We start from the raw sequence: 20,831 nt of genomic DNA, 5'->3' as shown, positions 1-20,831 counted from the left end.
AAAATGGCCTCTATGAGTAACAAAATGGAGGTGATGACGTATGGCAAGCGTCTGGAAGACTGCGGGGATGGGAGCGGCGGCGGGGCTGGCAGTTCCGGTGGCTGGGCTTTCAGGTCTTGCTGCCGCTGGTCTTACGCTGATTCTTGTACTGGCGATGGTCGGCGTGGGGCCTGCGCGCCTGTCACAGACATCGTTTTGGGGGCTGTTGACCAGTGAGCTGATGCTCTATCTGCTGATTTCGCTGGCGATCTTCACGCTGTCCTTCCGCTTTCTGGCACGTCTGCAGGCCCGCTGCCAGGCCCTTGTCGCCAAGCTCAACGCCCAGCAGGGGCTGTCATTCGATGCTGGACATCTCCTGGGTTATCCCGCGCCGGCATTCCTTGTTTTTGACTCCCGGAATCGCAAGATCGCGGCCTGCGATGTGGTCAATGACGCATACAAACTGCACGACTTCTCCTGGCTGCTCGGCTGGCGGATGACCTGGCGCGAGGTCGAGAGCATGGAGATGAACGGCGGTAGCCGTCAGGTCAACGCCAGCGGCATGAGCGTGCCGACCTTCGAGCGCACGGTACGCGCCAAAAACTTCGCCATCGAGCTGCAAACTGCCGATCCGCAACGACCAGTGCTCAGTTTCCCCATGAGCCGTCGGGCGGCGGAAACCTGGTGTGCCCGGCTCAATGCCCTCTTCAACGGATAAGCTCGCGAGGAACTGCGATGAAACACTACCGGAGCTTGCTGCTTCTGCCTTTTGTATTGACGGGCTGCGCCACAACCGACATGCAGGGGGCGCTGGATTCACTGAGCGGACTGGGACAGTCCATTGGAACCAGTCTGTCGCAAGCGGCTACGCCCGCAAGCGCGGCAAGCCGCAACAGCTTGCTGGGCACTCCACTGCACAACGCCTTGCGCCAGAATCTTTCTACCGTCGGTCGCGCCCCGGAGTGGCCCAAGGTGGTGATCAGCAATCTGCAAATTCCGGCTGATCAGATGACGCTGACCCGCAGCCTCACGCTCAAAGCCAGTGATTGCATTCGCTTTGACGCAGTGCTCTGGCACGACGCCAAGCGCTCAGAGCGCTTCAGCAATCTGTCGCTTTGCGCGCCGGAGCTGCCGAAACAGTCGAACAACTTCGTGTTGACCTAGAAGAGCTTTTCCATCTCCGGCAAAACCAGTGGTCAGGTTCGCAGCGACGGCCCAACCCCACCGTACAGCAAGTTGCCCGGCGACCCGGCGACCCGGCGATGGAGCGCTGGCTGATGAATCAGTTCGGCCTTTACTATGTCGGTTCGCTGCTGGCCCTGGTCGGCTACGACCCCAACTTCACGGTCGATGACCGCCGCTTCTGGATCAGGAACATCAAGGGATGAAGGCGTTGCTGCTGGCGGCCATGCCGGTGGTGCTGATGGATGGCAATACGGCAGACATCGACCGCTGGTTGCGGATTGAGCCGGCCATTGTCGCCGCCGTGGAATGCCGCCAAGCCTTGACGATGCGCGTACTGGAGGGCATTGCGCCCAATGCTCCCGGCAGTTGGGCGCTGACGCCGGCACGCAGCTTCACGGCATTCGGCCTGCCGGTGAAGCGGATCGAGCTGTTCATCGACCCGGATGGTGAATTGGGTGCGAGCTATACCGCAGTGATCGAAAAGCGCAGCCTGGAACAGGTGCGCAAGCAACTGAAGCTTGCCAGCCAGCGCGGGCGCATCGGCCAGCTATCGGCAGATCAGCCCAGCGCAGAGGTTTTAGTAAGCTGCACGGAGGTCTGGCAGGAGCAGAATGTGGGGCAATAGCTGTTGAAAGGCGCCTATTGCTAATGAGTGACAACTCTGCGTTGCAACATTAACATAATGATTTTGCATGCCTGAGAACCCAAACTGGATGGGTTGCAACAGTGGGAATGGATGCATGAGCCTGCGTCATCGAAAGCAACGCCCTCCCTTCAGCTCTTTGCCACGGCATAAGCGAAGCGATGAGGTCATCCGCCTCAAAGGTAAGATGCGTCGCGACGCCGCCGAATATGGCGGGCGATTCACCAGCCATCTCGTGCTAAACGAGCCGGGCCGCCCCGATCTGTACAACCAATGGTTCGACTTTTACTTCCTCGGCATGGATCGATTCACGATCTGGAACGCCGAGATTGTGACGGCACGGCAAGCGTTCTGGGATGCCGCGCACAACGAGGCGTCCTCGCGGGCCTACGCAGCACTGGGAGACGCCGACCTGGACAGGGAACCAAAGCTGGATTTCGAGCCAGCCGATGTCTCGCGCACGGGGAAGGTCCTCACCTATCGGATAGTGAAGCGAGAACCTGTTCGGTACGTACAGTTCGACGGACGGACACTCTCCGAGCAGATCGACCTGCTGGAAACAGCCATCATTCGCGACGAGCCGCCTGTGATCTACGAATCGTTCAAGCTCGACTGGAGCTACGCCTACGGGATTGGCCTTCGTATCGTCCAGGATGTGGAGGTCATCAATCAAGCAGCTATCGAAGCTGCGATTGACCGCTTCCTCGCGATTGGAGAAACCGACTGGGTGTCGTCCGAGGCGGTGCCGAGTGATCACCTGCCATTGGTGCGTGAGCAAGAGGCGCTGGCAAGCGTTGACTACCCTTCTGCCCAACTTGGGATGCCAGTTCGATGAAGCCGAAGAAAAAGCCGCTGTTGCCTGTGGACATAAAGTTGCCCGAGCGCGTCTTGCTTGAGGATGGCGTCATGTTTGCCACCCTGCGGACACTTGATGAGCTTGAGCAATTCTGGGAGGAGCACAAGGGCCAATTCGAACTTGCCTGCGAGGGCAAAGGCGTAACCAGCGGACAGACCTTCTTGCGCGAATACGAATGGGTGTTCGGCACGTCGAAGTCTGCCGTCGTGCGAACCGTTATGCGGTGGGGACAGTCGGGCATCGGCTGTGACTTTTACGACTGGGCGAAACACGATCCCAGAATGCACGAATGCTTCTTCCATGACCGTGATGCCTACCGTGACTCACGGATTGAACGGGGTAAATGGTCGGACAAGGATGAGGCCGAGTATCTTGCCGACTGCGCCCGCCGCACGCCTGAGACCTATCGGGGATGGTGGCGCTTTTGCGATCTGCCCAATGGATACGACCCTGACGACTGGTTCAATCCGGGCATCGACCACGAAGAGCTGTTTGATCCGAACATGGCTCTTGCCGAGGTCGCGGAAAAACTGCATGAGCAGACCTTCGATGACTGGAAGCAGCATGGTGTCTGGGAGGAGATCGAGGCTCACGACAGGGCAAGCATCGACGAGACGATCCGCTATTGGCGGAACGAGCAAGCGGCAGGCGAAAGCTACTACGGCGATGAAAACGAGGCCGCAAGTGTTTCATGACGATGAAAGCCACGTTGCAAGCCGCCATCTCCTCTGGGCAAATCAACACGAAGCAAGAACTGCTTGAGCGTGCAGAAGCTCTCGGCCTGACGGTGACAAGGAATGGGCGTGATTACATCGGGTTGCTTGGGCCTGATGGGAAGCGGTTCCGGATTCGTTTCGCGTTTGCCAGCGGCGCATTTCCTACAAGGCCGGAATGTTCGATTGACACGGGCGCCGTCCCGGTCATCCGTTCACGCGGATACTGGATTTACGCGCTGACGGCGCATAGCCGGAATGGCGAGCGAAAAGCCTGCTACATCGGGCAGACGGTAAATCTCAAACGTCGATTTCGCGAGCATCTGCGTCGGCATCGCCCCGGCCATGCCTCGTTCGCTCTCTTCGAGTGGGCCGTTCGCGAACAGGCCGAGGTTCGTGCGACCGTTCTCTCATGGGTTGATGGCGACCAGAGTTATGCATCCCGATTTGAGGGCTACTGGCTGAGATTGGCGGTTGAGGCGGGCTTCGAAGCTCCCGATGCCCATAACTAGGGACGGTTGCCGCAGCCAGAAAACCCTACAGGCCAGCCGAATCGCTGGCCTGCAATGGAAGTCTTTGCCGCGTCTCTCCCCCTGCTGGAACTGGTCGAGCGTGGCATCACGCCTGTCGAGTTGTTTGTTGCCAGTCGAACTCCGTTGTGATCGAAGACGAAGGAAGGAAAACATGATCGGATGGTGGATCGTCATTGCCGCCCAGACCCCCGAGGAGCGGGATACAGGCATTGGCCGAAGGGATGCGGTGCTGGCGAACTGGGAAACCAGTGTCGGCGGAAATGGCTGGGTGCAGCGGCTGGTTGATGAGGGCAAGGCGGTACAACTGCTGTCGGGAGGCTATCCCAGCCGTTACACGGCCAAGGCCAGTGATGTCCTGCCGATCATCGAGAACGGCCCGCCAGCGCGCAACGATCCTGCCGTCATCGGCGACGACCATGTGATGCCCGTCAATCGGGTTCGCGACGTCGTCTTGCATCACGACAAGATCGCCGCCTGTCCGCCCGACAAGGTGCTGACCATCGAAGTCTGGGATCTATCCTGATGCCATTTTCATTCACATTCACCAATAAGAACAGGGAGTTCATGCCTATGTCCAAACAGCTTGCCATCCTCGCCGTACTCGGCACCGTCACGCTCGCCGCTTGTGGTAGCAAAACCGATGCAAACGAAAAGAACTTCGGTGCGGCGCTGAGCCAGTATTTCGAGAAAAAGGGGCAGTTGTGCCTCAACCAGTACCGCGACTTCCCGGTGGCGGTCACCGAAATGGACATGCGTCTTCAGAAGACCATGCAAAGCGGTACAGCCAATCAGATGGCCGCGCTTGAGGCCGCCGGGCTGGTGAAGTGCGAAGCTGCGGACAAGGGACAGCGTTGTTCGCTGACCGATGCCGCCAAACCCTTTGTCCGGGAGAAGGAAGCAACCAGTTGGGGTTTGAACGGTTCCCAGAAGGTGACCCAGACTGATCTGTGCTGGGGACAGAAGAGCCTCGACAAGGTGGTGAAGTGGGAAGGCCCGATGAAGCTCGGTGACTACCAAGAGGCAGGCATCACCTACACCTATAAGGTCAACAACCTTGCCGACTGGGCCAAGAAGCCCGAGGTGCAAGCCGCTTTCCCGGTGGTCAAGAGCATTCTCGATGGTGTTGGCAACAAGGAATCCAAGCACGCCGTCAAGCTGACCAGCCAAGGCTGGGAAGCAAAGGGTCTGGATTGATTGGCGTTCTAATGATCATCTCCGGCGGCCAAACCGGCGTAGACCGGGCAGCGCTGGATTTCGCCATTGCCCGGCAGATTCCGCACGGCGGCTGGTGCCCGGCAGGCCGACGGGCCGCTGCTGGCGTACTGGATGCTCGCTACCAGTTGATGGAGACCGAATCCATCGGCTATCGCCAGCGCACCAAACGCAATGTGCTGGATGCGGATGCCACACTGATCCTTTACCGGGACAGGCTCGAAGGTGGCAGCCTGCTCACTCGCGATCTGGCGGCGGGACACGGCAAGCCGCTGCTGCTGTGCGATTTGCATGCCCCTACAGAAGAGCTGTTGGCTGCATGGCAAGACTGGTTGGTTAGCCATCCCATCGCTATTCTCAACATTGCTGGCCCGAGTGAAGCTCGCAACCCCGGTATTTACTTGCAGGCGAGCGCACTACTGGCGCTTTTTTGGAGCACGGAACATGAACCCATCTGACGCCCGCTGCGCGACACCTTATATCTATTCGGGTGAGCTGCAGATCCGCCCCGAAGTGGATGCCGCGCTGGCTGCGCTGAAAGACAAACCCTATACCGCCATCCCCAGCTGGAAAAACGACGGAACTTGGGAGCTGTGGACGGTGGAAGGCGACGGCGAAAACGAGCCCTGCATCATCAGCGGCCCATCGACAACTTATCCTAGTGAATCAGCGGCCTTGGCTGCGGGGGCGGCTTGGTTTGCAGGACAAGACTGAACCTCGATCATCTCCTGCTTGGCTATTCCATCCGCATCCTCTTCGTTACCATGTAGTAATTCCTAAGGCCAACGAGAAACAAACTGACGGCGCTGGTGCAAGGAGTCCAATCCGCCATCAGGCTAGAGAGCTAAGGCTGGGAAGCCAAAGGACTATATTAAGGAAGCTGTATGCCGCGCATCGACCTAACGGTACCCTTCGCAGAGAAGAATGAGGCTAAGCGACTTGGCGCACGGTGGGACGCTGAGCGCAAACTCTGGTATGTGCCAGACGGTTTGGATGCAGGCGTGTTCAAGCGTTGGTTGCCGAGCGAACCGGACATCAGCGTGCGCTCTAGCAGCTATTTCATCGCCCAGACCACCAAGCCGTGCTGGAAGTGCAACGAACACACAAGCGTGTTCGGCTTCATCCTGCCTGCCGGGCATGAAACGCTGGAACCCGACGAAGAGGATTATGAGCGAGATGCGTGGTATCGGTATGACGAGCCAACCATTGTTCACTACGTCACCGATCTTCTCCCCGCCGTCGCGACACGCATCAAAGCATTCTCGCGGCACTACCGCGTCGATTTCAGCAAGACCACGCAAAGCTCGTACTGGATGAATCACTGCGAACACTGCGGCATGAAGCAAGGGGACTTCGAGATGTACTGCGAGCCGCAGGGGGCGTTCTTTCCGATGGATGAGCGTGCCGCTTCCCTGATCGTCCTGCACGAATTTGCCGAACCGTTTGGCTGCAATGGCAGCACGGCTTATGGCGATCACCTCTTTGAATACATGCGGCGGGCCTAATCATGCTAGCCCTCCGGAAATCGATGAGCCTGTTACTGTGGAGTTTATTGCGTTTATCGGAATTTCGGCCAAGGCGCTGGGTAGTGGTCTTCGCCATCTTGCTTTCTGTGCTCGCTTTCGGGGGCATCTTTCTGAACTAGTCGTGCAGGTTGATTGGGTTGCCGGATGGGTCATTTGGGCGTTAACACTTGAAGTCGACCATGGTCTCTCAAGCAGCATCTCGCCTTCTCTTGATGACATATCAGCTTGGATTCCACCGAAGCGCAGTGGCTATTAATTTGACATCATGACGAACGAGGAGGGAATCATGAACATTCATACAACAGAAGCAATCACTGCATTGCAGCGCACAGTGCGCATGACCATTCCACAGATTGGCGAACAGGCAGCACAGGCATACGAGAACATGCGTGCAGAGGCTCAAGCACGTCAACTTGTCGTAAATGGGCCGTCGATTTTTGTTGCACATTCAATGCCCCAGGACGCTCATACAGAATTTGAACTGACCTTTTGTTTACCTGTGAAAGGCAATGATTTGCCGAAACTGTCGGCTTTTCGCTGCGCTTGCTTCATGTTCGAAGGTCCTCTGGATAGATTGTTCAACCACGGATACCAGACGTTGCTTCGCAGCATTGAGGATGCGGGCCTCACGCCAAGCAATGAAAGTCGCGAGGTTTATCATGAATGGTACGGACCTGCATCCGACAAGAATCGCATTGAGATCCAGATTGGTGTGATTGAATGAGTCTTCAGCAACACATCTTGTACAGTTTGCCCCTTTATTGAGGTCGCCTGTCTATGAGGCTGGGTTTACCGATGATCATTTTCTCCCTGGCCTTATTGGGCAGCCTCAACCCCACCCTTCGCCGACAAAACCAACAGCTCGGCGACTTACCTCGATAGTTGATCGGATGTCTTGCACCTGCACGCGTCCCCGGCCTTCACGAGCCGCCGAACCTAAGGCGCGCTGAAGAACCAGACGCACACTGCGCGGCGGCAAGGCTTGCAGACGGGACAGGACATCATCATCCAGCCTCTCGGCAAAGGCGTTGCCCCAGCTCGCCTCGTCGCGCAGACGGTTGTAAATCGACTGAGCAATGCTTCTGACCTGCTCCGGCTTGGGCGGTTGAATGTGCAACACCGTCAGCCGTGAGCGCAGCGGCCCCGGAATTGCCTCCAGCTCATTCGCGGTAGCCATCCAATTCACATGACTGGCATCGATGGAGAAATCACGAATCGACAGGTCGATGAAATTCCGCGCACTGCGCGGTTCCAGCAAGGTATAGAGCGCGGCCAGCGGATCGTATTGCGGTCGACCGTTGCTGGCCTTGTCCAGTTCATCGAGCACCACCACCGGGTTGGCCAGTGGCTGGTAGGCCAGCAGCTCAAAGAGCTGGCCTGGCTCGGAGTTGCTCCAGAAGGCTTCGGAACCTGCGAGCGGCGAACTCGATTGCGTACTCGCCATATCAAATACACGAAAGGGCAAATACAACTGATCGGCCAGCCAGCGTGCAGCCTCGGTTTTGCCAATGCCCGCCGGGCCGACCAGCAACACGGCAGGCCAGGATACACGGCCATCGCCCAGGCTGGAGAGGGCAAAGTGGTCACGTAGCAGCTCGGCCAGTTCATGGAAGTTTGGAAAAGCCAGCGCGAACTCATCCAGAAGGGCTTTCCTGTCCGGAGGCAGCAGGCCCAGTTGGCGGCTACCATGGCCTGCCCGCTTGATCCGCTCCGCCATCGCCTGCGCGCGCTTGAACTTGTCATCGCCTTTCGGTCGGTGGCGATTCACAAACGCCTCCAGTCCTGCTTCATCAAGAAAGACGATGCTCGGCAAGGGTACTGATTGAGCGGATTCTGTCGGCTGCTCCTGAACCTGCTCCGCTTCGGCTTCACTCGGGACGGGCTCATCTTCAACCACCGTGGCAGCGCGCACGTCTTCGGTCGTCACCTTGCCCAGATCGCGCACCACCTGCTGTACCCCCTGTTCGACGATGAGTTGGCGGCTGCGGCGCACTTCTTCGGCAAACAGCCCCTGGATTCCTTCATGTTGCGGGCAACGCTGCGGGCGGATGCCGTCCCCGATAACTTGTGCACCGCAAACGGGGCATTGTTGCTGCGAAAGGTGCTTCGTTTGGGCAATCAGATCGAACACGGCTGCTGCGCGTTCGCTGTGGCGTCGCGGCGGCTGGTAATGGATGGCCAGGCGATCCCGATTGCAGCTCACGGACAGTGAGCCCTTGCGGGCGAGCACGGCGGGTGGCAGCAGGTATTCCACTTGGGCAAACAGATGTGCTACCACGGCCAAATGCCCCGGCGCAGGTTCGACGATCTGCCGGGCAAGCCAGGGATGCTGCACCTTGAGTGCAGCAATGGCGGCTTCGTATTCCCGCAGGCGCAACGGACGGGCTTGCTTTGGCTTGCGCATGATGGCCTCCCAAATGGTTTAACTATAAATTACTATAACAGTGATTTGTGCAAACAGCCAAGACCTGCACGCTCGCCTTGTTGGTCGATAAGTCTTATAGTGATTTACAGTGAATTCAGAGAGCCCGACATGCCAATCCTTGCCCCCGAACAATTGCCAGCCCTTGCCGCCGCCTTGATAAGGCTGCGCGGAGAAACGCTGGGGCGGATCGCCGAAGCCACCGGTATCCGCACCGCTAACCTCTCGGTCTGGCTGCGCGGCAAGGAGCAGGTGATCTCCGCCAAACGACTGGTCGGCCTGTTGCACTACCTCGGCGTGGAAGGCGGTCGCCTGCGTACCGACGTGTTGCACCAGTGGCAGGATCGTGGGGCACTGGATGACAGCAAGCTCGTGCTAGGCAAGCTGCTGGCCAACACGCAGCCGGTGTGGTTGTTTCAGGATGAGCAGCCGGGGCTTATCAAGACCCGCTTTCTGTTGGCTGGCGATGTGCTGATCCGCATGGAGATCGAGCCGGGCGTCGATCAGGCCCTTGATTTGGCGACAGTCGTCAGGGTGGATCGTGTCATCAGCACCCCTACAGCATTGGCCGGGGTACCAATCGACTCGTTGGCATCTGCGCGCAACGTCCTCTTGGCCCTGGCGGAGCAGACCGCAGCGGATGTGGGTGACGAAGAACTGCTGGAAGGGCTAATTTTTCGCCTAGCTGAAACAGTGGGCAGTCATGTCTCTTCAGCGCAGGGCTGGCAACAACTGGAGCAGGCCCTGAGGCGGGCCCTGGGGGCTGGTCTGTCCCCAGATGACATTGCGAGCTTGCTTAAAGGACATCTACAGAACAGGTAGCCAGACCGCTTCCTGTTCGAGTGCCAGCCCGGATTGGCGCATTTGTGCGGTTAACGGGCTCAGATAGTCGGGCAACTGGGCAACGGCACTGGCGAAGTCCCGAAACGTATCCTGCCATAGCCGCTGGCTGCCATAGCGTGCCAGTTTGCTTTGCCAGTCGGGCATCAGCCAGCATTCGCAAGCATCACCAAGCTGTGCAAAGAGTCGCGCGAAATTGGCCAACCCCACCCCGTCATAGTCCGGGAACAGGATGACACGGCTGGCACGCGGGCGCTGCCCCAGCCAGGCGAGAAGCCGGCCATCGAGCTGGCCACCGTAGTACAGCAGGGTGGCCTGCGTTCCGGTCGGCAACCAATCCGTGCGGTCAAACAGCGCCTGGTTCTCCACCAGCCAGAGTGGCTGCTCGCTTTGCCAGGTATCGCCGGCTTCGATGCGCAGGCTGGCGGCTCCGAAGTCGTGGGTCAGCCGGCTGAGTGGCAGCTCGCTCCCGTGTTCGCCTTGCCGCCAGCAAACCTTTTCGCCAACAGTCTTGAGCAAGGGGTAGTAACACTCATGCTGATGATTGCGCGCTTTGCTGTCGCGGGCATGGGCGATGTGTTGCGCCCGCAGCGGCAGATCGTCCGTGGTAAGCATCCCGACCTGTGGGGAGAGTGCGCTCAGATGGGTATTGAATAGTCGCGGATCGCGGACACGGTAAACATCACCGCGCCCCTGACGCTGGCAGGTCACCGCTCCGGTCTGCCGAGCAAAGTAATCCAGCGCGCGGCGCTGAGCGGCGGTGAACTGGCTGGCCTGCAGGTATGGCTGACCATGCAGCTTGAGCAAGGCTGCGCGCAGGGTTCGATCCATGGTCAGGCCTCCAGCGGTTCGATGATCTGCCAGCTATGGCGACTGATCTGGTTGCTGCCGTTGCGCGTGTGAATCGGCACGCAGTAGCGCACGGTGGTCAGCGGCGCGGGCGAGGCAAAAATCAGCGAGAAACCGAACTCCGCTGCCGTGTCGATCAGGCTGCGCTGATTGCGGGCGTCCAGCGCCAGGGCTTCGTCCAGGTAGCAGATGCCCTGGATGGGGCGACGCTGATCCTGCATCAGATGCAGCATCGCCAGCCCCGTCACCAGTTTGGCCATCAGCACGGTGCCATTGGAGGCGGCACTGTCGAGGTCGTCGAAGGCTTCCGGCTCGCGATCGGCCTTGCCGACCCAGAAGCGCAGGCGAAACAGGTCGGCCACGCGCAAGCCGTGGCGGGCATTGCCCTCTTCGATCAGCAGGGTCTTGGCGCGATTGAGCTGCTCGTCGTCAAGGACGCTCTGCTGGTTGAACAGCTCGAAGGTTTCGCCACTGTCCACCGTGGCGGCGGTATTGATCAGCAGCTCGATAGCTTCGACCAGGATGGTTTCGTCCTCGGGTTCGATCTTGAACACCGCCAGGTCGGAAAGTTGCCGACCGCTGATCTTGCGATTGAACTCGCGCATCCGGCGCTTGAAAGCAAACAGGCCATCGCGCAGCTCGCGCAGGCAGGCGGCCACATTCACCACCGCCGAGCGTACTTTCCTTTCCAGAGCTTCGGCTTCCTGCGGCAGGTGATGGGCGAATTCAACGAGACGAACAATCTCGCTTTCCGGTTCTCCGACAAACTGATACTTGGTCAATCCGCCGCTATGGATTTCACCCAGCAGATGGCGAATCTGCTCATCCAGCTCCAGCAACTGGCGGCAGTCTGCCTGATAGGTCTGCAGGCGCTCGGCCAGCTGTTCCAGCGCGAACTCGGGCTGGGCCAACCAAGGGCTGTGCGGCAGGTCGGCCAGCCAGGTGAAGGGGCCTTCGTGGTCGATGCGCTGATAACGGCGTTGCTCGATCTGCCGGTGTTGCTGCTGCAAGGCCGTCAAATCCTGCTGCCGCTGCTGACGCTGCTGATCCAATGCGCGGTGCCGCTCTGCCGACTGGGCCAAATGGGAGCCGAGTTCTGCGAGCCTGTCCTCCAGTGTCTGCAGCCGCGTCTTGCGCTCGGCCTCGCTCTGCTGCAGATCCTGCATGTGCGCGTAGTCTCGCAGTTCGGCATCCAGCTGTGTCAGTTGCTGCTCCAATGCCTGGCGCTGTTGCTTGACCCTCTCCAGGGCTTGGGCGGTGGCCAATTGTTCTTGCAGCTGAGCCTGCTGTTGCTGCAGCTCCTGCTGCAATTCGCCCAGTTCCGTCAGAGTGCGTTGCTGATACTGCGCGGGCAGGGCTTCCAGCCGCAGTTGCAGGCCAGGCAAGTTGAGTTGCCGGGCATCAGCATCGGCCAAGGCTGCAATCAGCGCCTTGCCATCGAGATGGAAGTCTTCGCTGCCCAAAGTCAGTACCGGCTTGGCCAGCATCTTGTTCAGCGCACTGAGTTGTTCCGCAGATACGACACCGGCCAGTTGCTGATAGAGGTTCTGCCCCTGGGTGCGCAACTCCTGCGCCAGCTGCGCGGATTCCCGTTCGATCCGGGCCAGCTCGCGCTCGATGGCCGCAGGCGTGCGGCTCTGGGCCTGGCCGATCCGTACCACCAGCGCATCCCGTTGTTCCTGCAGCTCGCGGCGGCGCGCCTCCAACAGGGCGCGTTCAGGGATCAAGGCAAAACGCTGCTGCAACGCGCGCAACTGTTCGCTTTGCTGGCGGAGCTGCTGTTGTTCCAACTCGCACTCTTTCTTCTCGCCAGCCGACTGCATATCCTGTTCGCGCAGGCGCTGCAGCTCGGTATCGCACTGCGCCAGTTCATCCTGCAAAGCTAGCTGGCAGGTCTCGTAATGCTGCTGCCACTGGCTCAGTGCCGCGTCGATCAAGGGGCGCCAGCACAGCAATTTGCCGCGCAACACCAGGCGGGCTTCCTGCTTTTGTTCCAGTTCGTTCAAGGTGGCTTGCAGCCGCACGGCGGCCAGGTACTGGCTGCGTTCGGCGTTGAGGTCGGCAAACGCCTTGTCCCATTCCGCCTTGAAGTCGATGCTGGCATCCGGCAGATCGCGCCGGAAAATCTGCAGCAGATAGTCCTTGACCTCGCTGGAGCGCAGTTTGTCCAGGCGCAGCGTGCGGGTCAGCACCCGCTGAAAAACGCTGGCATCGCTGGCGTGCTCCAGGCGGAAAACGCAGAAATCCTGCTGACTGGCGAGCTTGCGGCTGCGCCCGCCATAGACCATGTCGGCAAATTCGCTGCTGCTGTAGCTGAACACCCGGCGCCCAAAGCTGGCCAGATGGCTGGCCAGTTGCGGTTGTGCCACCAAGGTGCCATCCGGCAGGCAGAACTCCTCGACCTTCAGCGGCCCGGCATAGGCGAAATACTCGTACTCGAAGCTTACCCCTTTGCCCACGCAGCCCAGCACGACGGTGCCGGACTCCGGCAGCGACACCTCCAGCAGCACATAGGCGCTGTTGTTGGGGAAATAGAAGCGCCGGCTCTTATCCACATCGTGCGCACCAAAATCCATACGGCGGCGGTCGATGATCAGCAGAAACTGCAGGGCATTGATCAGGCTGGTCTTGCCGGTGTTGTTGGGTGCCACCAAAGAGACTGCGCCATCAAGCGGCAACTCGGCACGCGAGTAGCCGGCACTCCCCAGCAGGACCAGACGTTGGAATCCGTACTGCATCAGGTGTTCTCCTCGTCGTCTGGTGCATCCGCAGCCCAGTCTTCCTCCGTCGGCGCGTTCGTTTCGTCGCCATCGGTCTTGGCCGTCAACGCCAGGCCCTCGAAATGATCGAGGTAGCGGCATACAGCGGGCAGCAGTCGCCAGCCGGTCGGCTCAGCCACAGCAAAGCCCAGGTTGCAGGCGCGGCCCATCAGCTCCACCAGGGCGTCGGGGTTGAGGCCCTCGGCATCCAGCAGGTCTTGCTGTTGCTTGTAGACCTCGGCCAGCCAGGCGCTGTCGATCAGCCAATCGGTAAAGCGCTGCAGGGCCTTGCCGGCGTTGGCCTGGGCATCGAAGATCACCATGAACAGCAAGGCCAGCTGGCGGCTGATTTTGCCGATGTTGCTGTTGGCGTCACTGTTGTGAAACCAGGCAAAGCCCCTGGCATCCAGGCGCAGTTCGAACCCCAGCGCGGCAAACAAGCCGACATAGCTGGCCTCGTGCTGTTCCAGCTCCGCCCACAGCGCGGGCTCGGCCATTCGATTCAGGTGTTTGCCGGAGAGAAACAGGCGGAACAGCTCGGCCAATGCCGGCATTTGCGACAGCGCGGCTGCCAGAGCGTGTGGGATCGTCATTGCGGGATACTCACGCGGTGAGGGTGATGCAGGACGCGAATCGTCTGCAACGTGGTTTTTTCAGGCTGGCTGGCGGCCTCGAACTGCCAGCCGGGCTCATGTTGCAGGTCATGGAATAGGCGCAGCAGGGTGGCATCCTGCAGGTGGGCGTAATGGCTGTGCAGCCAATCGAGCAGATTTTCCACTGGCAGGCTGCGGGCCAGATGCGCACGAATAGCGGCTTCGTCCACCTGCTCCAGCAAGGGAGCGTCATCGCCGGGTTCATCCTGCGGAAAGGCCACCGCCTGCGGCTGGTATTGGCGCGCGGCCGCCATGAGCGCCCGTACCTCATCGCCCAATTGCAGTTTGAAACCGCGCTCATTGCGCCAGACGGGGAGCGCCGTGTCATTCGCCGGGCGCGACAGTGCGCGACGCAGGCCGCGTTTGCGCACCTGCCCCAACAGCAAGCTGATGGCACTGGTCAGCGCGTTATGCTGACGCAGCTCTTCGCGCAGGGGCAGCAGGGTGTCGGCGCACTGTTGTGCCACCAGCCGGCCAAAGCGCCGCAGCTCCTTGGCCTGGTGCGCCACCTGACGTAACTGCAGGCGATGCGAGTAGAGCGCACCCTGTACCGACAATTGCTCCAGGCTCCAGTCCAGCGCACGCTCGGCGTCTTCCAGATAGCGATAGAAGGTGCCCTGCGAGCCGCTGTCCATCATCTGGTTCATCGGCTCCACATAATGATCGTAGGCTTCCAGCACCTCGCGGTAGCGCTGGCTGATCGGCATGCTGCTGTCGGCGCTTTTGGCGTTTTCCGCCAGCTCAAAGAGCGCGTGCCGGTCCTGATCGAGCTGCAGACTGATCTGGCGGAAGAGTTCTGCCAGCTTGTTGGCGGCTCCGCGCACGCGATCCAATGTCGGCCCCGAGCATGCCTTCATTGAGTGCTTCGGTGGCTTCACGGATGGCCGCAACACGCGCCTGCAGTACGGCAGCCAGGCCCAGCTCATGTTCACGGGTGAGGCCGCGCACGAACTCCAGCACATAGGCATTGAGCTGCAGATCGCTGCTGCGCGGCAAGGTTTGCAGGATGTCCGCATTGACCAGGGCACGCAGCACCGCGCCCTGCGCTTCGCCATCCAGTTGCCCGGATACCTTGGCAATACCGTTCAACACCTGATCGCTGGTCAACACGGCAAACTCGCGCGACAGCCGCACCAAAAGATCCACGGTGTCCCAATGGGTGTAAAGCGCGTAAACCAGCGAGCGAGGGTTGGCCATGTCAGTTCAGTCTCCCACCACCGAGCAGGCATTCCCTGTGCGGCATGCGCTCACCCGCCAGCCGCACAGGGCGGCAACCCGGCGCATGGCCGCAGCGGGGTTTCATAAGGTTCAGGCTGGACGCATCGACCATTCGTTGTCCCCACGCCGCAGCGCCCGATTTCTGGCGAAATCGAGCCCAGCGGCCACATTCTTTGTGCTCTCGCGAGCCAGCACAAAGAATGTGCTCAGCGTGCTGGGGACAAGCGACTCTCGGGCTGCGTCCCGGCCGGAATGTGTAAGGCATGGTGGCAACACTGTGTGCACATAGTGGCGTCAATGTGGTGAGCAGTGTGGCAACATTGTGTTGAACATGGCGGCAGCATTGTGGCGACATGTGGGTCACAGCGTGGCAACAAGGTGGCGCTGACAGCTCAAGCGGTCGCATGGATGAAAGCATTCAGTGCCGCCGCGATGCGTTTACGGCGTTCTTGCAAGAACGCCTTGTAGTGATCCAGTGCCAACAGTTCCTCCTCCACCGGGATGCACTGTGCTGCGAATGGTGCTGCACCGTGCTGCGTCACCAGCGGCAACAGGTAGGTCACAGGCGCTTTGTCGCTGATCGCACGATTGGTTTTGCCGCCGATGAAAGCCAGATTGGCGATGTCGTCGGCCTCGCGAGGGGTGTAGCTGCCGCGCAGCAATGCCTTGGGGAAAATGTGATGAAACTGCAAGCGGTGCTGACTGCCCGAGTGGTCCAGGGCAATGGCCAGGTGGCTGCGCCAATCCTTAGCGCCTGCCGCACGAAACGCCAGGAACATGGTCTTGAACAGCGCGCTGCGCTGGTTGCGCCCCTCCAGCTCTTCCGGCGTGATGTCAAGGCGGCCGAACTGCAGGCGCAGCCGGTCGATCAATTCATTGACGCCGCCGCCATTACGGATGGTCGCCAAATCCTGATCCAGAATGGTCTCACTGGAACCCCGCGAGAAACGGCCTTTGGCATTGGCGGTCAAGGCCCAGTAGCGCAACTGCTGCGCCTCTTCCGTGCTGAGGGCATAGTCGCGGCGATGCCCAAAGTAGGCCAGTACCACCAGTAAGAAGGGCGATGACAGCAAGGCAGGGCTGTCGATACCCAGATTGCTGCGTGCGAAATTGAGGGCAAATTCCATCCCCTCGCAGGCTTCTTTCCAGGCTTGCTGCAGTACCTCCAGGGTCAGGCTGCCGACGGTCAGAAAACGGGATTGCCCGGTAGCAAAGGCCATCAAATTCTTCAGGTGCAAACCCAGATCAAGCTCGAAACCGTTCTGGGCGCAGGCACTCTGGAAGTCCAGGAAGGTCTGCAGCGAGTGCCGCCATTTGGCCGTGATCTGCGCCAGAGCCAGATCGGAGCTGCGCAGCTTGGCGCCCAGCGAGTTGACCCGCACGAAGATTTCCGTGACCTCGTCGTAGGACAGTGTTCGCTCCAGCACGTCCATGCGATACACGTACTTGCGAATGCCGCGCAGCCGGGCCAGGCGCTGACTGTATTTCTCGTAACGCGGATCATCAAAGCCACTGATGCCCGCACGTTTGAGGAAAGGCGCATCGCTGTCGGTCTTGAAGACTTCGGATACCTTCACCCACTGCGGCAACTGCTCCAGCTTCCGGGTCGCCACCACGAAGGTCATTTTGTTGAAGCGCGTCAGCAGTTCGTCTTCGCTGGCGTCGGCCTCGTCGCCGCCCAGTTCGCCTTCCTCCTCGACCTCGGCGTCATCACCGTTCTCATCCACTTCGGTCACGACGGCCAGTTGGTCGGGATGCTCCAGATTGAAGAGCAAATCGATGGGCCGACGGCGACCGCGCACCGACACCGGCTCGCCACGAATGACGGCAGACAACGAGGTCAGACGCTGTTGTCCATCGAGCAACAGGCGGGTGCTCTGATAAGGGTTGTTGCTCTGGCTGACGGCGAAGCTTTGCAGGGGCACGGCCTCATCGGTTTCCCACAGCAGGATTGCCCCAGAGGGATAGCCCCGATACAGCGAATCCAGCAAATCGCGCACCCGTGTAGAACGCCACACATACTGGCGCTGCATTTCCGGCAAGCGCAGCTCGCCGCGCTCGATCATGGAAACCAGTTCTTCAACGCTTGCTTCGGCCTTGGCCATGCTATTTCCTCGATCAGGATGTGAGCAGGAAGCGCTCGCAGTGCCATTGCAGATAATGCAAGTGCTCGCGGGCCAGCCAGCGCAGCCTCATGCCCGGCTGAATGCCAAGCCCCTGCAGATCGCCTGCGGTCAGGCGGGAGCTGGTCAGCAAGTACCCGGTATCGTCGAAGCTGATCAGAAAGCGATCAAACAATGCATCCAGATTGGCCACCAGCAGAAAGCCATTGAAGGCATCCAGCCGCTCGGCATCACCGGCGCACTCGGCCCAGGGTTTGGCATGGCTGGCACGCAGCACCTCGGGCACATTGATGCCGGTTACCGCACAGGCGCCACCCCAATAGGTGAGCAAGGCATCGCGGTAACGCGCCTGTCCCACACGCTGACGCACCAGGCGTTCGACTTCCGTGCCCCGGGCTTCGGCAGGCATCGCTTCCACCGCTTGCGCCACGGCAGCGTGGTAGTCGCTTACCGCCTGGTTCGGCAAGGCCTGCGACAGACTGGCCGCACGGCGCAGCAAAGCTGCCAGATCGGGCATGGTGGGTACACAAAACACGCCGCCAGCGCCGGCCCAGGGCTGAAAGCTGCGCAGCAACTCCGGCAACAGCGCGGGCGTTGCCGGTTGAAAGCGCACTTCAAAGCCTTCGGCCAATGCTGTCACCACTGCCTGACTGCGATGACGGGCCGAAGCCAGTGTCACCGCATCGCCTGCCGGAGATAGCACGTGCTCGAAGCCATTGTCGTGGCCGGCTTTTTCGATGAGGGTGCGTTGCAGAGGATTCATGTCCGCGTCCAATCTACCCGGTTCCACTCGATGGCGCGCTTGCGCCAATGGGTGTCGATCGCTTGGGCGAAATCCGGGCGCACCAACTTGGCACGCGCCTCGCACCAGTCAGCTGATTCGCGCCGTACCACCGCACCTTCCAGCGGCAGCTCGGCGCGATAGTGACTGGCTGTATCCATAACCAATTGCTTCAGCGCCGCCAGGGTGGTGCGGCCACTCAATATCCGCGGCACAGTGAACAATCCGGCTTCTGAGGCCAGCGCGTTGCGCCGGGAGGTACTCCAAAAACGCCTCTTGCTGCGGTCATAGACATCGAACAACAGAAACCAGTCGGGCAGCGTGTCGTAATCCAGTGAATGGCGGGCGGCGCACCATTCGCCGAACAGCATCAACTCAGGACGCAGCACGGCAAGCAAGCTGGATTTGTGTTGCGCCAGCCAGGCGGGTAAACGCGCAAACTGACCAACATAGGGCTCGCCCAGATACTGGCCTCGATTCTGGGCAAGCACGGTGCCGTCGGGTGATAGAGACAGGCCGAGGTTTGCTCCGTCGAGCTTCTCCTCCACGACCACATCACTGGCAAGCAGCGCCTCTGCTTCGGTGGGTGACAGCACCTTGTCGTCGCGTGGCATGCCGTCTTTGGCCAGCCAGGCGAGGTGCGGAGTGGTAGGAAAACGGAAGAAGTCGGTCAATGCATGATCCTCATTCAACGAGCTTGCTTCTCGGCATGTTTCTGTCGTGACCAAATTTCAATGATGGGCTCCAACAAAACGTTGTTCGCCAGCAGATCAGTCTCCCAATCATGCCAATCGGTGTCCCCTGCAAAAGCAACACAGCCCTCGCCGTACTTCCTGTGAGAGTCCAACGCAGCGGCGACCATTTTCTTATCTGCGTCATCGTGGATGACAGCCAACAATGGCAGTTGCAATATCCCGTGCCCATACCCGTCATAGGCGACATCAACGTTATCGACGGCTGCTGTGCTCCACTTGTGCATGACAACTTGGATACCAAAGTCATTGAACCCCAGCTTATTGGTGTACTCGTTATAGATTTCACCCGCCAGATCCAGTACAAGCCGGGATTCGCTTTTCTGAAATACGTCCAGCCACTGCCACACCTTTTGGCGTTCTGTCGGATCATCTGGCGTGGCATCAATATCCTTCGGGTGAGTTGGGTCAGCAGCGCTGGCAGCAATCAAAACATTGGTATCCACGACATAACGCGCCCTCATGGCTGACTCCGCTTCTGGCGCTCGAACATCAAGCGTGCCTGTTCGCGGGTCTCACCTAGCGCATCCCCAAAGAAACCTTCAGGCCAGTTCTTCAATCGACCAAAATCATCCATTTCCAGGGTTCTCAATCGCGCGGCCTTGCCATCACGTTCAACGAAATACATGGCGGCGCCAGCAACAGAAACTTCTTCGCGGGCAATCAAGGTCTGCATACGGCGGAACAAATGCTCTGAATGCGTCTCGACAATGAACTGAACGTTGCGCTCCTTGCTTACCTGCGCCAGCAACTCAGCCAGCTTGCTCTGTGCCAGAGGGTGTAAATGGCTTTCCGGCTCTTCGACGATCACGATATGGCCGGGCTGTGCGAACAGGGCGGCCACAATGACGGGAAGCACCTGCGACACCCCTACTCCAACGTCTTTGAGGTTACTGGCCTGGCCATCGGTTTCCACTAGCAACTCATGACGCGCTGAATTGCCAAGGGCGCGGATGGAAAGACCGTGCGCCAGATTCATCTCCTTCAGCCAATGAACCGTTTGCTCAAAGAGATAGGCTTCCGCTGGCAAGGCTTGACTACGCCTCTTGGCTTGCTGGCACGCCACACCGCTGGCAATCAACGCATCCACGGCTTTGGCGCCATCGTCGCCGATATGGGCAGGCATACGCCCTGCCCATACATAGTCACGCTGGGCCAAGCGGCGCACGGGGCCAAGGTAGATGATGCGGCCCAACTCGTCCAGCAGCGCCGGACCAACCGGCCGAATCACCTCACCCTGCACACCCAGCTTGTTAAGCGTAGAGGGTGAAAATGCAAACGAACGCTGCGGACGAAAATCCGCGCTTTGCCCCAAAGGTTTGGTTTGATTGCCCAGCGTGAGGCGATAAATCCCGGGTTTGCGACGTTCCACACTGAAGCCTTGACCGTCTTTGCCTAAGCGCAGGAACTCCAATTCAGCGCTACCGGACTGACCTTTGCGGTAGCGTGCCGAGAAAATCGCCGATTCAGCAGCATTTCCCGTTTCGCTCCAGCGAAACTCGATACCTACTTGATTGGACGCCGTGCTTTCTGTTGCTGCACCATGACGACACAGCACATCCTTGAACTGGCCGAGTGTGACGGAGTCGCTGGTATCGGGGTTACCTAGATTGAGATCCAGATTCGGATCATCGCCCTTGACGGTCTGACGGATGAGCAGCAGGCTTTGGATCAGACTGGACTTACCCGATGAATTGGCACCCAGCAGCAGAGTGATAGGGGCGAGTCGCACAGGCCCCGTGGTGCGCCAGATCTTGAAGTTCTCCAGTTTGAGATGAGTAAGCATG

26 protein-coding genes are annotated in these 20,831 nt (G+C 59.6%); 15 read left to right on the top strand and 11 right to left on the bottom strand.

Going from position 1 to position 20,831, the window contains the following annotated elements; all coding sequences use genetic code 11:
• The first annotated feature begins 40 nt into the window (after nt 1–40).
• The 14 genes from F7P80_RS07645 (at nt 41) to F7P80_RS07585 (ending at nt 7,371) form a co-directional block, all read left to right on the top strand.
• Nucleotides 41–697 carry a hypothetical protein gene (locus F7P80_RS07645; protein ID WP_151043767.1) on the top strand — a complete coding sequence of 219 codons (657 nt, stop codon included), beginning with the start codon at nt 41–43 and terminating at the stop codon, nt 695–697.
• Between the two features lie 17 nt (nt 698–714).
• Nucleotides 715–1,143 carry a hypothetical protein gene (locus tag F7P80_RS07640; protein WP_249041412.1) on the top strand — a complete coding sequence of 143 codons (429 nt, stop codon included), beginning with the start codon at nt 715–717 and terminating at the stop codon, nt 1,141–1,143.
• A 98-nt stretch (nt 1,144–1,241) separates the two neighbouring features.
• Nucleotides 1,242–1,367, top strand: a complete 126-nt coding sequence (locus F7P80_RS17285) for a hypothetical protein (RefSeq protein WP_282959023.1) — start codon at nt 1,242–1,244, stop codon at nt 1,365–1,367.
• Nucleotides 1,364–1,789 carry a hypothetical protein gene (locus F7P80_RS07635; RefSeq protein WP_151043765.1) on the top strand — a complete coding sequence of 142 codons (426 nt, stop codon included), beginning with the start codon at nt 1,364–1,366 and terminating at the stop codon, nt 1,787–1,789. Before F7P80_RS17285 ends, F7P80_RS07635 begins: the two co-directional genes overlap by 4 nt.
• 115 nt (nt 1,790–1,904) lie before the next feature.
• Nucleotides 1,905–2,642: a hypothetical protein gene (locus F7P80_RS07630; protein ID WP_205245384.1), complete on the top strand. Its 738-nt coding sequence runs from the start codon at nt 1,905–1,907 to the stop codon at nt 2,640–2,642.
• Nucleotides 2,639–3,358, top strand: a complete 720-nt coding sequence (locus F7P80_RS07625; RefSeq protein WP_077345130.1) for a hypothetical protein — start codon at nt 2,639–2,641, stop codon at nt 3,356–3,358. The genes F7P80_RS07630 and F7P80_RS07625 overlap by 4 nt, the downstream gene beginning before the upstream one ends.
• Nucleotides 3,355–3,888 (top strand): GIY-YIG nuclease family protein, encoded by a 534-nt coding sequence (locus tag F7P80_RS07620; protein ID WP_151043763.1) that lies wholly within the window; start codon nt 3,355–3,357, stop codon nt 3,886–3,888. The genes F7P80_RS07625 and F7P80_RS07620 overlap by 4 nt, the downstream gene beginning before the upstream one ends.
• A gap of 172 nt (nt 3,889–4,060) precedes the next feature.
• Nucleotides 4,061–4,432, top strand: coding sequence for a hypothetical protein (locus F7P80_RS07615; protein WP_151043761.1), 372 nt, complete (start codon nt 4,061–4,063; stop codon nt 4,430–4,432).
• 47 nt (nt 4,433–4,479) lie between these two features.
• A complete protein-coding gene (locus tag F7P80_RS07610) occupies nt 4,480–5,103 on the top strand; it encodes a hypothetical protein (RefSeq protein WP_151043759.1) in 624 nt (207 codons plus the stop codon).
• A gap of 11 nt (nt 5,104–5,114) precedes the next feature.
• Entirely contained in the window at nt 5,115–5,579 is a 465-nt protein-coding gene (locus F7P80_RS07605) for a putative molybdenum carrier protein (RefSeq protein WP_249041411.1), read from the top strand.
• Nucleotides 5,566–5,835, top strand: coding sequence for a hypothetical protein (locus F7P80_RS07600; RefSeq protein ID WP_054067582.1), 270 nt, complete (start codon nt 5,566–5,568; stop codon nt 5,833–5,835). Before F7P80_RS07605 ends, F7P80_RS07600 begins: the two co-directional genes overlap by 14 nt.
• A gap of 170 nt (nt 5,836–6,005) precedes the next feature.
• The gene (locus F7P80_RS07595; protein ID WP_054067583.1) at nt 6,006–6,626 is read left to right on the top strand and encodes a DUF5710 domain-containing protein; all 621 of its coding nucleotides are present in this window, start codon (nt 6,006–6,008) and stop codon (nt 6,624–6,626) included.
• Nucleotides 6,589–6,903 (top strand): hypothetical protein, encoded by a 315-nt coding sequence (locus F7P80_RS07590; RefSeq protein ID WP_130932701.1) that lies wholly within the window; start codon nt 6,589–6,591, stop codon nt 6,901–6,903. Before F7P80_RS07595 ends, F7P80_RS07590 begins: the two co-directional genes overlap by 38 nt.
• Before the next feature lie 30 nt (nt 6,904–6,933).
• Complete coding sequence (locus tag F7P80_RS07585; RefSeq protein WP_054067593.1) at nt 6,934–7,371, top strand: GyrI-like domain-containing protein; 438 nt, start codon at nt 6,934–6,936, stop codon at nt 7,369–7,371.
• Nucleotides 7,372–7,476: 105 nt separating this feature from the next.
• On the opposite strand, the gene F7P80_RS07580 is transcribed toward F7P80_RS07585, so the two are convergent.
• Entirely contained in the window at nt 7,477–9,051 is a 1,575-nt protein-coding gene (locus F7P80_RS07580; protein ID WP_151043757.1) for an AAA family ATPase, read from the bottom strand.
• Between the two features lie 129 nt (nt 9,052–9,180).
• On the opposite strand from F7P80_RS07580, the gene F7P80_RS07575 reads away from it, so the two are divergent.
• On the top strand, nt 9,181–9,891 hold the full coding sequence (locus F7P80_RS07575; protein ID WP_151043755.1) for a helix-turn-helix domain-containing protein: 711 nt from the start codon (nt 9,181–9,183) through the stop codon (nt 9,889–9,891).
• On the opposite strand, the gene F7P80_RS07570 is transcribed toward F7P80_RS07575, so the two are convergent.
• From F7P80_RS07570 to F7P80_RS07530, 10 genes are all read right to left on the bottom strand, one after another.
• Nucleotides 9,877–10,740, bottom strand: coding sequence for a DUF7281 domain-containing protein (locus F7P80_RS07570; RefSeq protein ID WP_151043753.1), 864 nt, complete (start codon nt 10,738–10,740; stop codon nt 9,877–9,879). The genes F7P80_RS07575 and F7P80_RS07570 overlap by 15 nt on opposite strands.
• A gap of 2 nt (nt 10,741–10,742) precedes the next feature.
• Nucleotides 10,743–13,496 (bottom strand): hypothetical protein, encoded by a 2,754-nt coding sequence (locus F7P80_RS07565; protein ID WP_151044098.1) that lies wholly within the window; start codon nt 13,494–13,496, stop codon nt 10,743–10,745.
• A complete protein-coding gene (locus tag F7P80_RS07560; protein ID WP_151043751.1) occupies nt 13,496–14,110 on the bottom strand; it encodes a condensin complex protein MksE in 615 nt (204 codons plus the stop codon). The genes F7P80_RS07565 and F7P80_RS07560 overlap by 1 nt, the downstream gene beginning before the upstream one ends.
• Nucleotides 14,107–14,994, bottom strand: a complete 888-nt coding sequence (locus F7P80_RS07555; protein ID WP_249041410.1) for a hypothetical protein — start codon at nt 14,992–14,994, stop codon at nt 14,107–14,109. The genes F7P80_RS07560 and F7P80_RS07555 overlap by 4 nt, the downstream gene beginning before the upstream one ends.
• Entirely contained in the window at nt 14,912–15,367 is a 456-nt protein-coding gene (locus tag F7P80_RS17105) for a hypothetical protein (protein WP_249041409.1), read from the bottom strand. Before F7P80_RS17105 ends, F7P80_RS07555 begins: the two co-directional genes overlap by 83 nt.
• Before the next feature lie 413 nt (nt 15,368–15,780).
• On the bottom strand, nt 15,781–17,493 hold the full coding sequence (locus tag F7P80_RS07550; protein ID WP_151043749.1) for a GmrSD restriction endonuclease domain-containing protein: 1,713 nt from the start codon (nt 17,491–17,493) through the stop codon (nt 15,781–15,783).
• 13 nt (nt 17,494–17,506) lie between these two features.
• Complete coding sequence (locus F7P80_RS07545; protein ID WP_151043747.1) at nt 17,507–18,274, bottom strand: HNH endonuclease; 768 nt, start codon at nt 18,272–18,274, stop codon at nt 17,507–17,509.
• Nucleotides 18,271–18,966, bottom strand: coding sequence for an RNA ligase family protein (locus F7P80_RS07540; RefSeq protein WP_151043745.1), 696 nt, complete (start codon nt 18,964–18,966; stop codon nt 18,271–18,273). Before F7P80_RS07540 ends, F7P80_RS07545 begins: the two co-directional genes overlap by 4 nt.
• A gap of 14 nt (nt 18,967–18,980) precedes the next feature.
• A complete protein-coding gene (locus tag F7P80_RS07535; RefSeq protein ID WP_151043743.1) occupies nt 18,981–19,508 on the bottom strand; it encodes a hypothetical protein in 528 nt (175 codons plus the stop codon).
• On the bottom strand, nt 19,505–20,830 hold the full coding sequence (locus F7P80_RS07530) for a DUF3696 domain-containing protein (RefSeq protein ID WP_088326168.1): 1,326 nt from the start codon (nt 20,828–20,830) through the stop codon (nt 19,505–19,507). Before F7P80_RS07530 ends, F7P80_RS07535 begins: the two co-directional genes overlap by 4 nt.
• Nucleotide 20,831: the final 1 nt, after the last annotated feature.

The sequence above is a fragment of the Comamonas kerstersii genome (assembly GCF_008801935.1).
Taxonomy (GTDB): Bacteria; Pseudomonadota; Gammaproteobacteria; order Burkholderiales; family Burkholderiaceae_C; genus Comamonas; species Comamonas kerstersii.
This window is presented reverse-complemented; position numbering and strand designations above follow the sequence as displayed.

Excerpts from the sequence above, each read along its gene's own strand:
- F7P80_RS07615 (WP_151043761.1), top strand. The coding sequence starts at position 4,061 with ATGATCGGATGGTGGATCGTCATTGCCGCCCAGACCCCCGAGGAGCGG.
- F7P80_RS07600 (WP_054067582.1), top strand. The coding sequence starts at position 5,566 with ATGAACCCATCTGACGCCCGCTGCGCGACACCTTATATCTATTCGGGT.
- F7P80_RS17285 (WP_282959023.1), top strand. The coding sequence starts at position 1,242 with ATGGAGCGCTGGCTGATGAATCAGTTCGGCCTTTACTATGTCGGTTCG.
- F7P80_RS07550 (WP_151043749.1), bottom strand. The coding sequence starts at position 17,493 with ATGGCCAAGGCCGAAGCAAGCGTTGAAGAACTGGTTTCCATGATCGAG.
- F7P80_RS17105 (WP_249041409.1), bottom strand. The coding sequence starts at position 15,367 with ATGGCCAACCCTCGCTCGCTGGTTTACGCGCTTTACACCCATTGGGAC.
- F7P80_RS07560 (WP_151043751.1), bottom strand. The coding sequence starts at position 14,110 with ATGACGATCCCACACGCTCTGGCAGCCGCGCTGTCGCAAATGCCGGCA.
- F7P80_RS07565 (WP_151044098.1), bottom strand. The coding sequence starts at position 13,496 with ATGCAGTACGGATTCCAACGTCTGGTCCTGCTGGGGAGTGCCGGCTAC.
- F7P80_RS07640 (WP_249041412.1), top strand. The coding sequence starts at position 715 with ATGAAACACTACCGGAGCTTGCTGCTTCTGCCTTTTGTATTGACGGGC.
- F7P80_RS07580 (WP_151043757.1), bottom strand. The coding sequence starts at position 9,051 with ATGCGCAAGCCAAAGCAAGCCCGTCCGTTGCGCCTGCGGGAATACGAA.
- F7P80_RS07575 (WP_151043755.1), top strand. The coding sequence starts at position 9,181 with ATGCCAATCCTTGCCCCCGAACAATTGCCAGCCCTTGCCGCCGCCTTG.
- F7P80_RS07645 (WP_151043767.1), top strand. The coding sequence starts at position 41 with ATGGCAAGCGTCTGGAAGACTGCGGGGATGGGAGCGGCGGCGGGGCTG.
- F7P80_RS07535 (WP_151043743.1), bottom strand. The coding sequence starts at position 19,508 with ATGAGGGCGCGTTATGTCGTGGATACCAATGTTTTGATTGCTGCCAGC.
- F7P80_RS07585 (WP_054067593.1), top strand. The coding sequence starts at position 6,934 with ATGAACATTCATACAACAGAAGCAATCACTGCATTGCAGCGCACAGTG.
- F7P80_RS07590 (WP_130932701.1), top strand. The coding sequence starts at position 6,589 with ATGGCGATCACCTCTTTGAATACATGCGGCGGGCCTAATCATGCTAGC.
- F7P80_RS07630 (WP_205245384.1), top strand. The coding sequence starts at position 1,905 with ATGAGCCTGCGTCATCGAAAGCAACGCCCTCCCTTCAGCTCTTTGCCA.
- F7P80_RS07570 (WP_151043753.1), bottom strand. The coding sequence starts at position 10,740 with ATGGATCGAACCCTGCGCGCAGCCTTGCTCAAGCTGCATGGTCAGCCA.
- F7P80_RS07595 (WP_054067583.1), top strand. The coding sequence starts at position 6,006 with ATGCCGCGCATCGACCTAACGGTACCCTTCGCAGAGAAGAATGAGGCT.
- F7P80_RS07625 (WP_077345130.1), top strand. The coding sequence starts at position 2,639 with ATGAAGCCGAAGAAAAAGCCGCTGTTGCCTGTGGACATAAAGTTGCCC.
- F7P80_RS07635 (WP_151043765.1), top strand. The coding sequence starts at position 1,364 with ATGAAGGCGTTGCTGCTGGCGGCCATGCCGGTGGTGCTGATGGATGGC.
- F7P80_RS07605 (WP_249041411.1), top strand. The coding sequence starts at position 5,115 with ATGATCATCTCCGGCGGCCAAACCGGCGTAGACCGGGCAGCGCTGGAT.
- F7P80_RS07530 (WP_088326168.1), bottom strand. The coding sequence starts at position 20,830 with ATGCTTACTCATCTCAAACTGGAGAACTTCAAGATCTGGCGCACCACG.
- F7P80_RS07620 (WP_151043763.1), top strand. The coding sequence starts at position 3,355 with ATGACGATGAAAGCCACGTTGCAAGCCGCCATCTCCTCTGGGCAAATC.
- F7P80_RS07610 (WP_151043759.1), top strand. The coding sequence starts at position 4,480 with ATGTCCAAACAGCTTGCCATCCTCGCCGTACTCGGCACCGTCACGCTC.
- F7P80_RS07545 (WP_151043747.1), bottom strand. The coding sequence starts at position 18,274 with ATGAATCCTCTGCAACGCACCCTCATCGAAAAAGCCGGCCACGACAAT.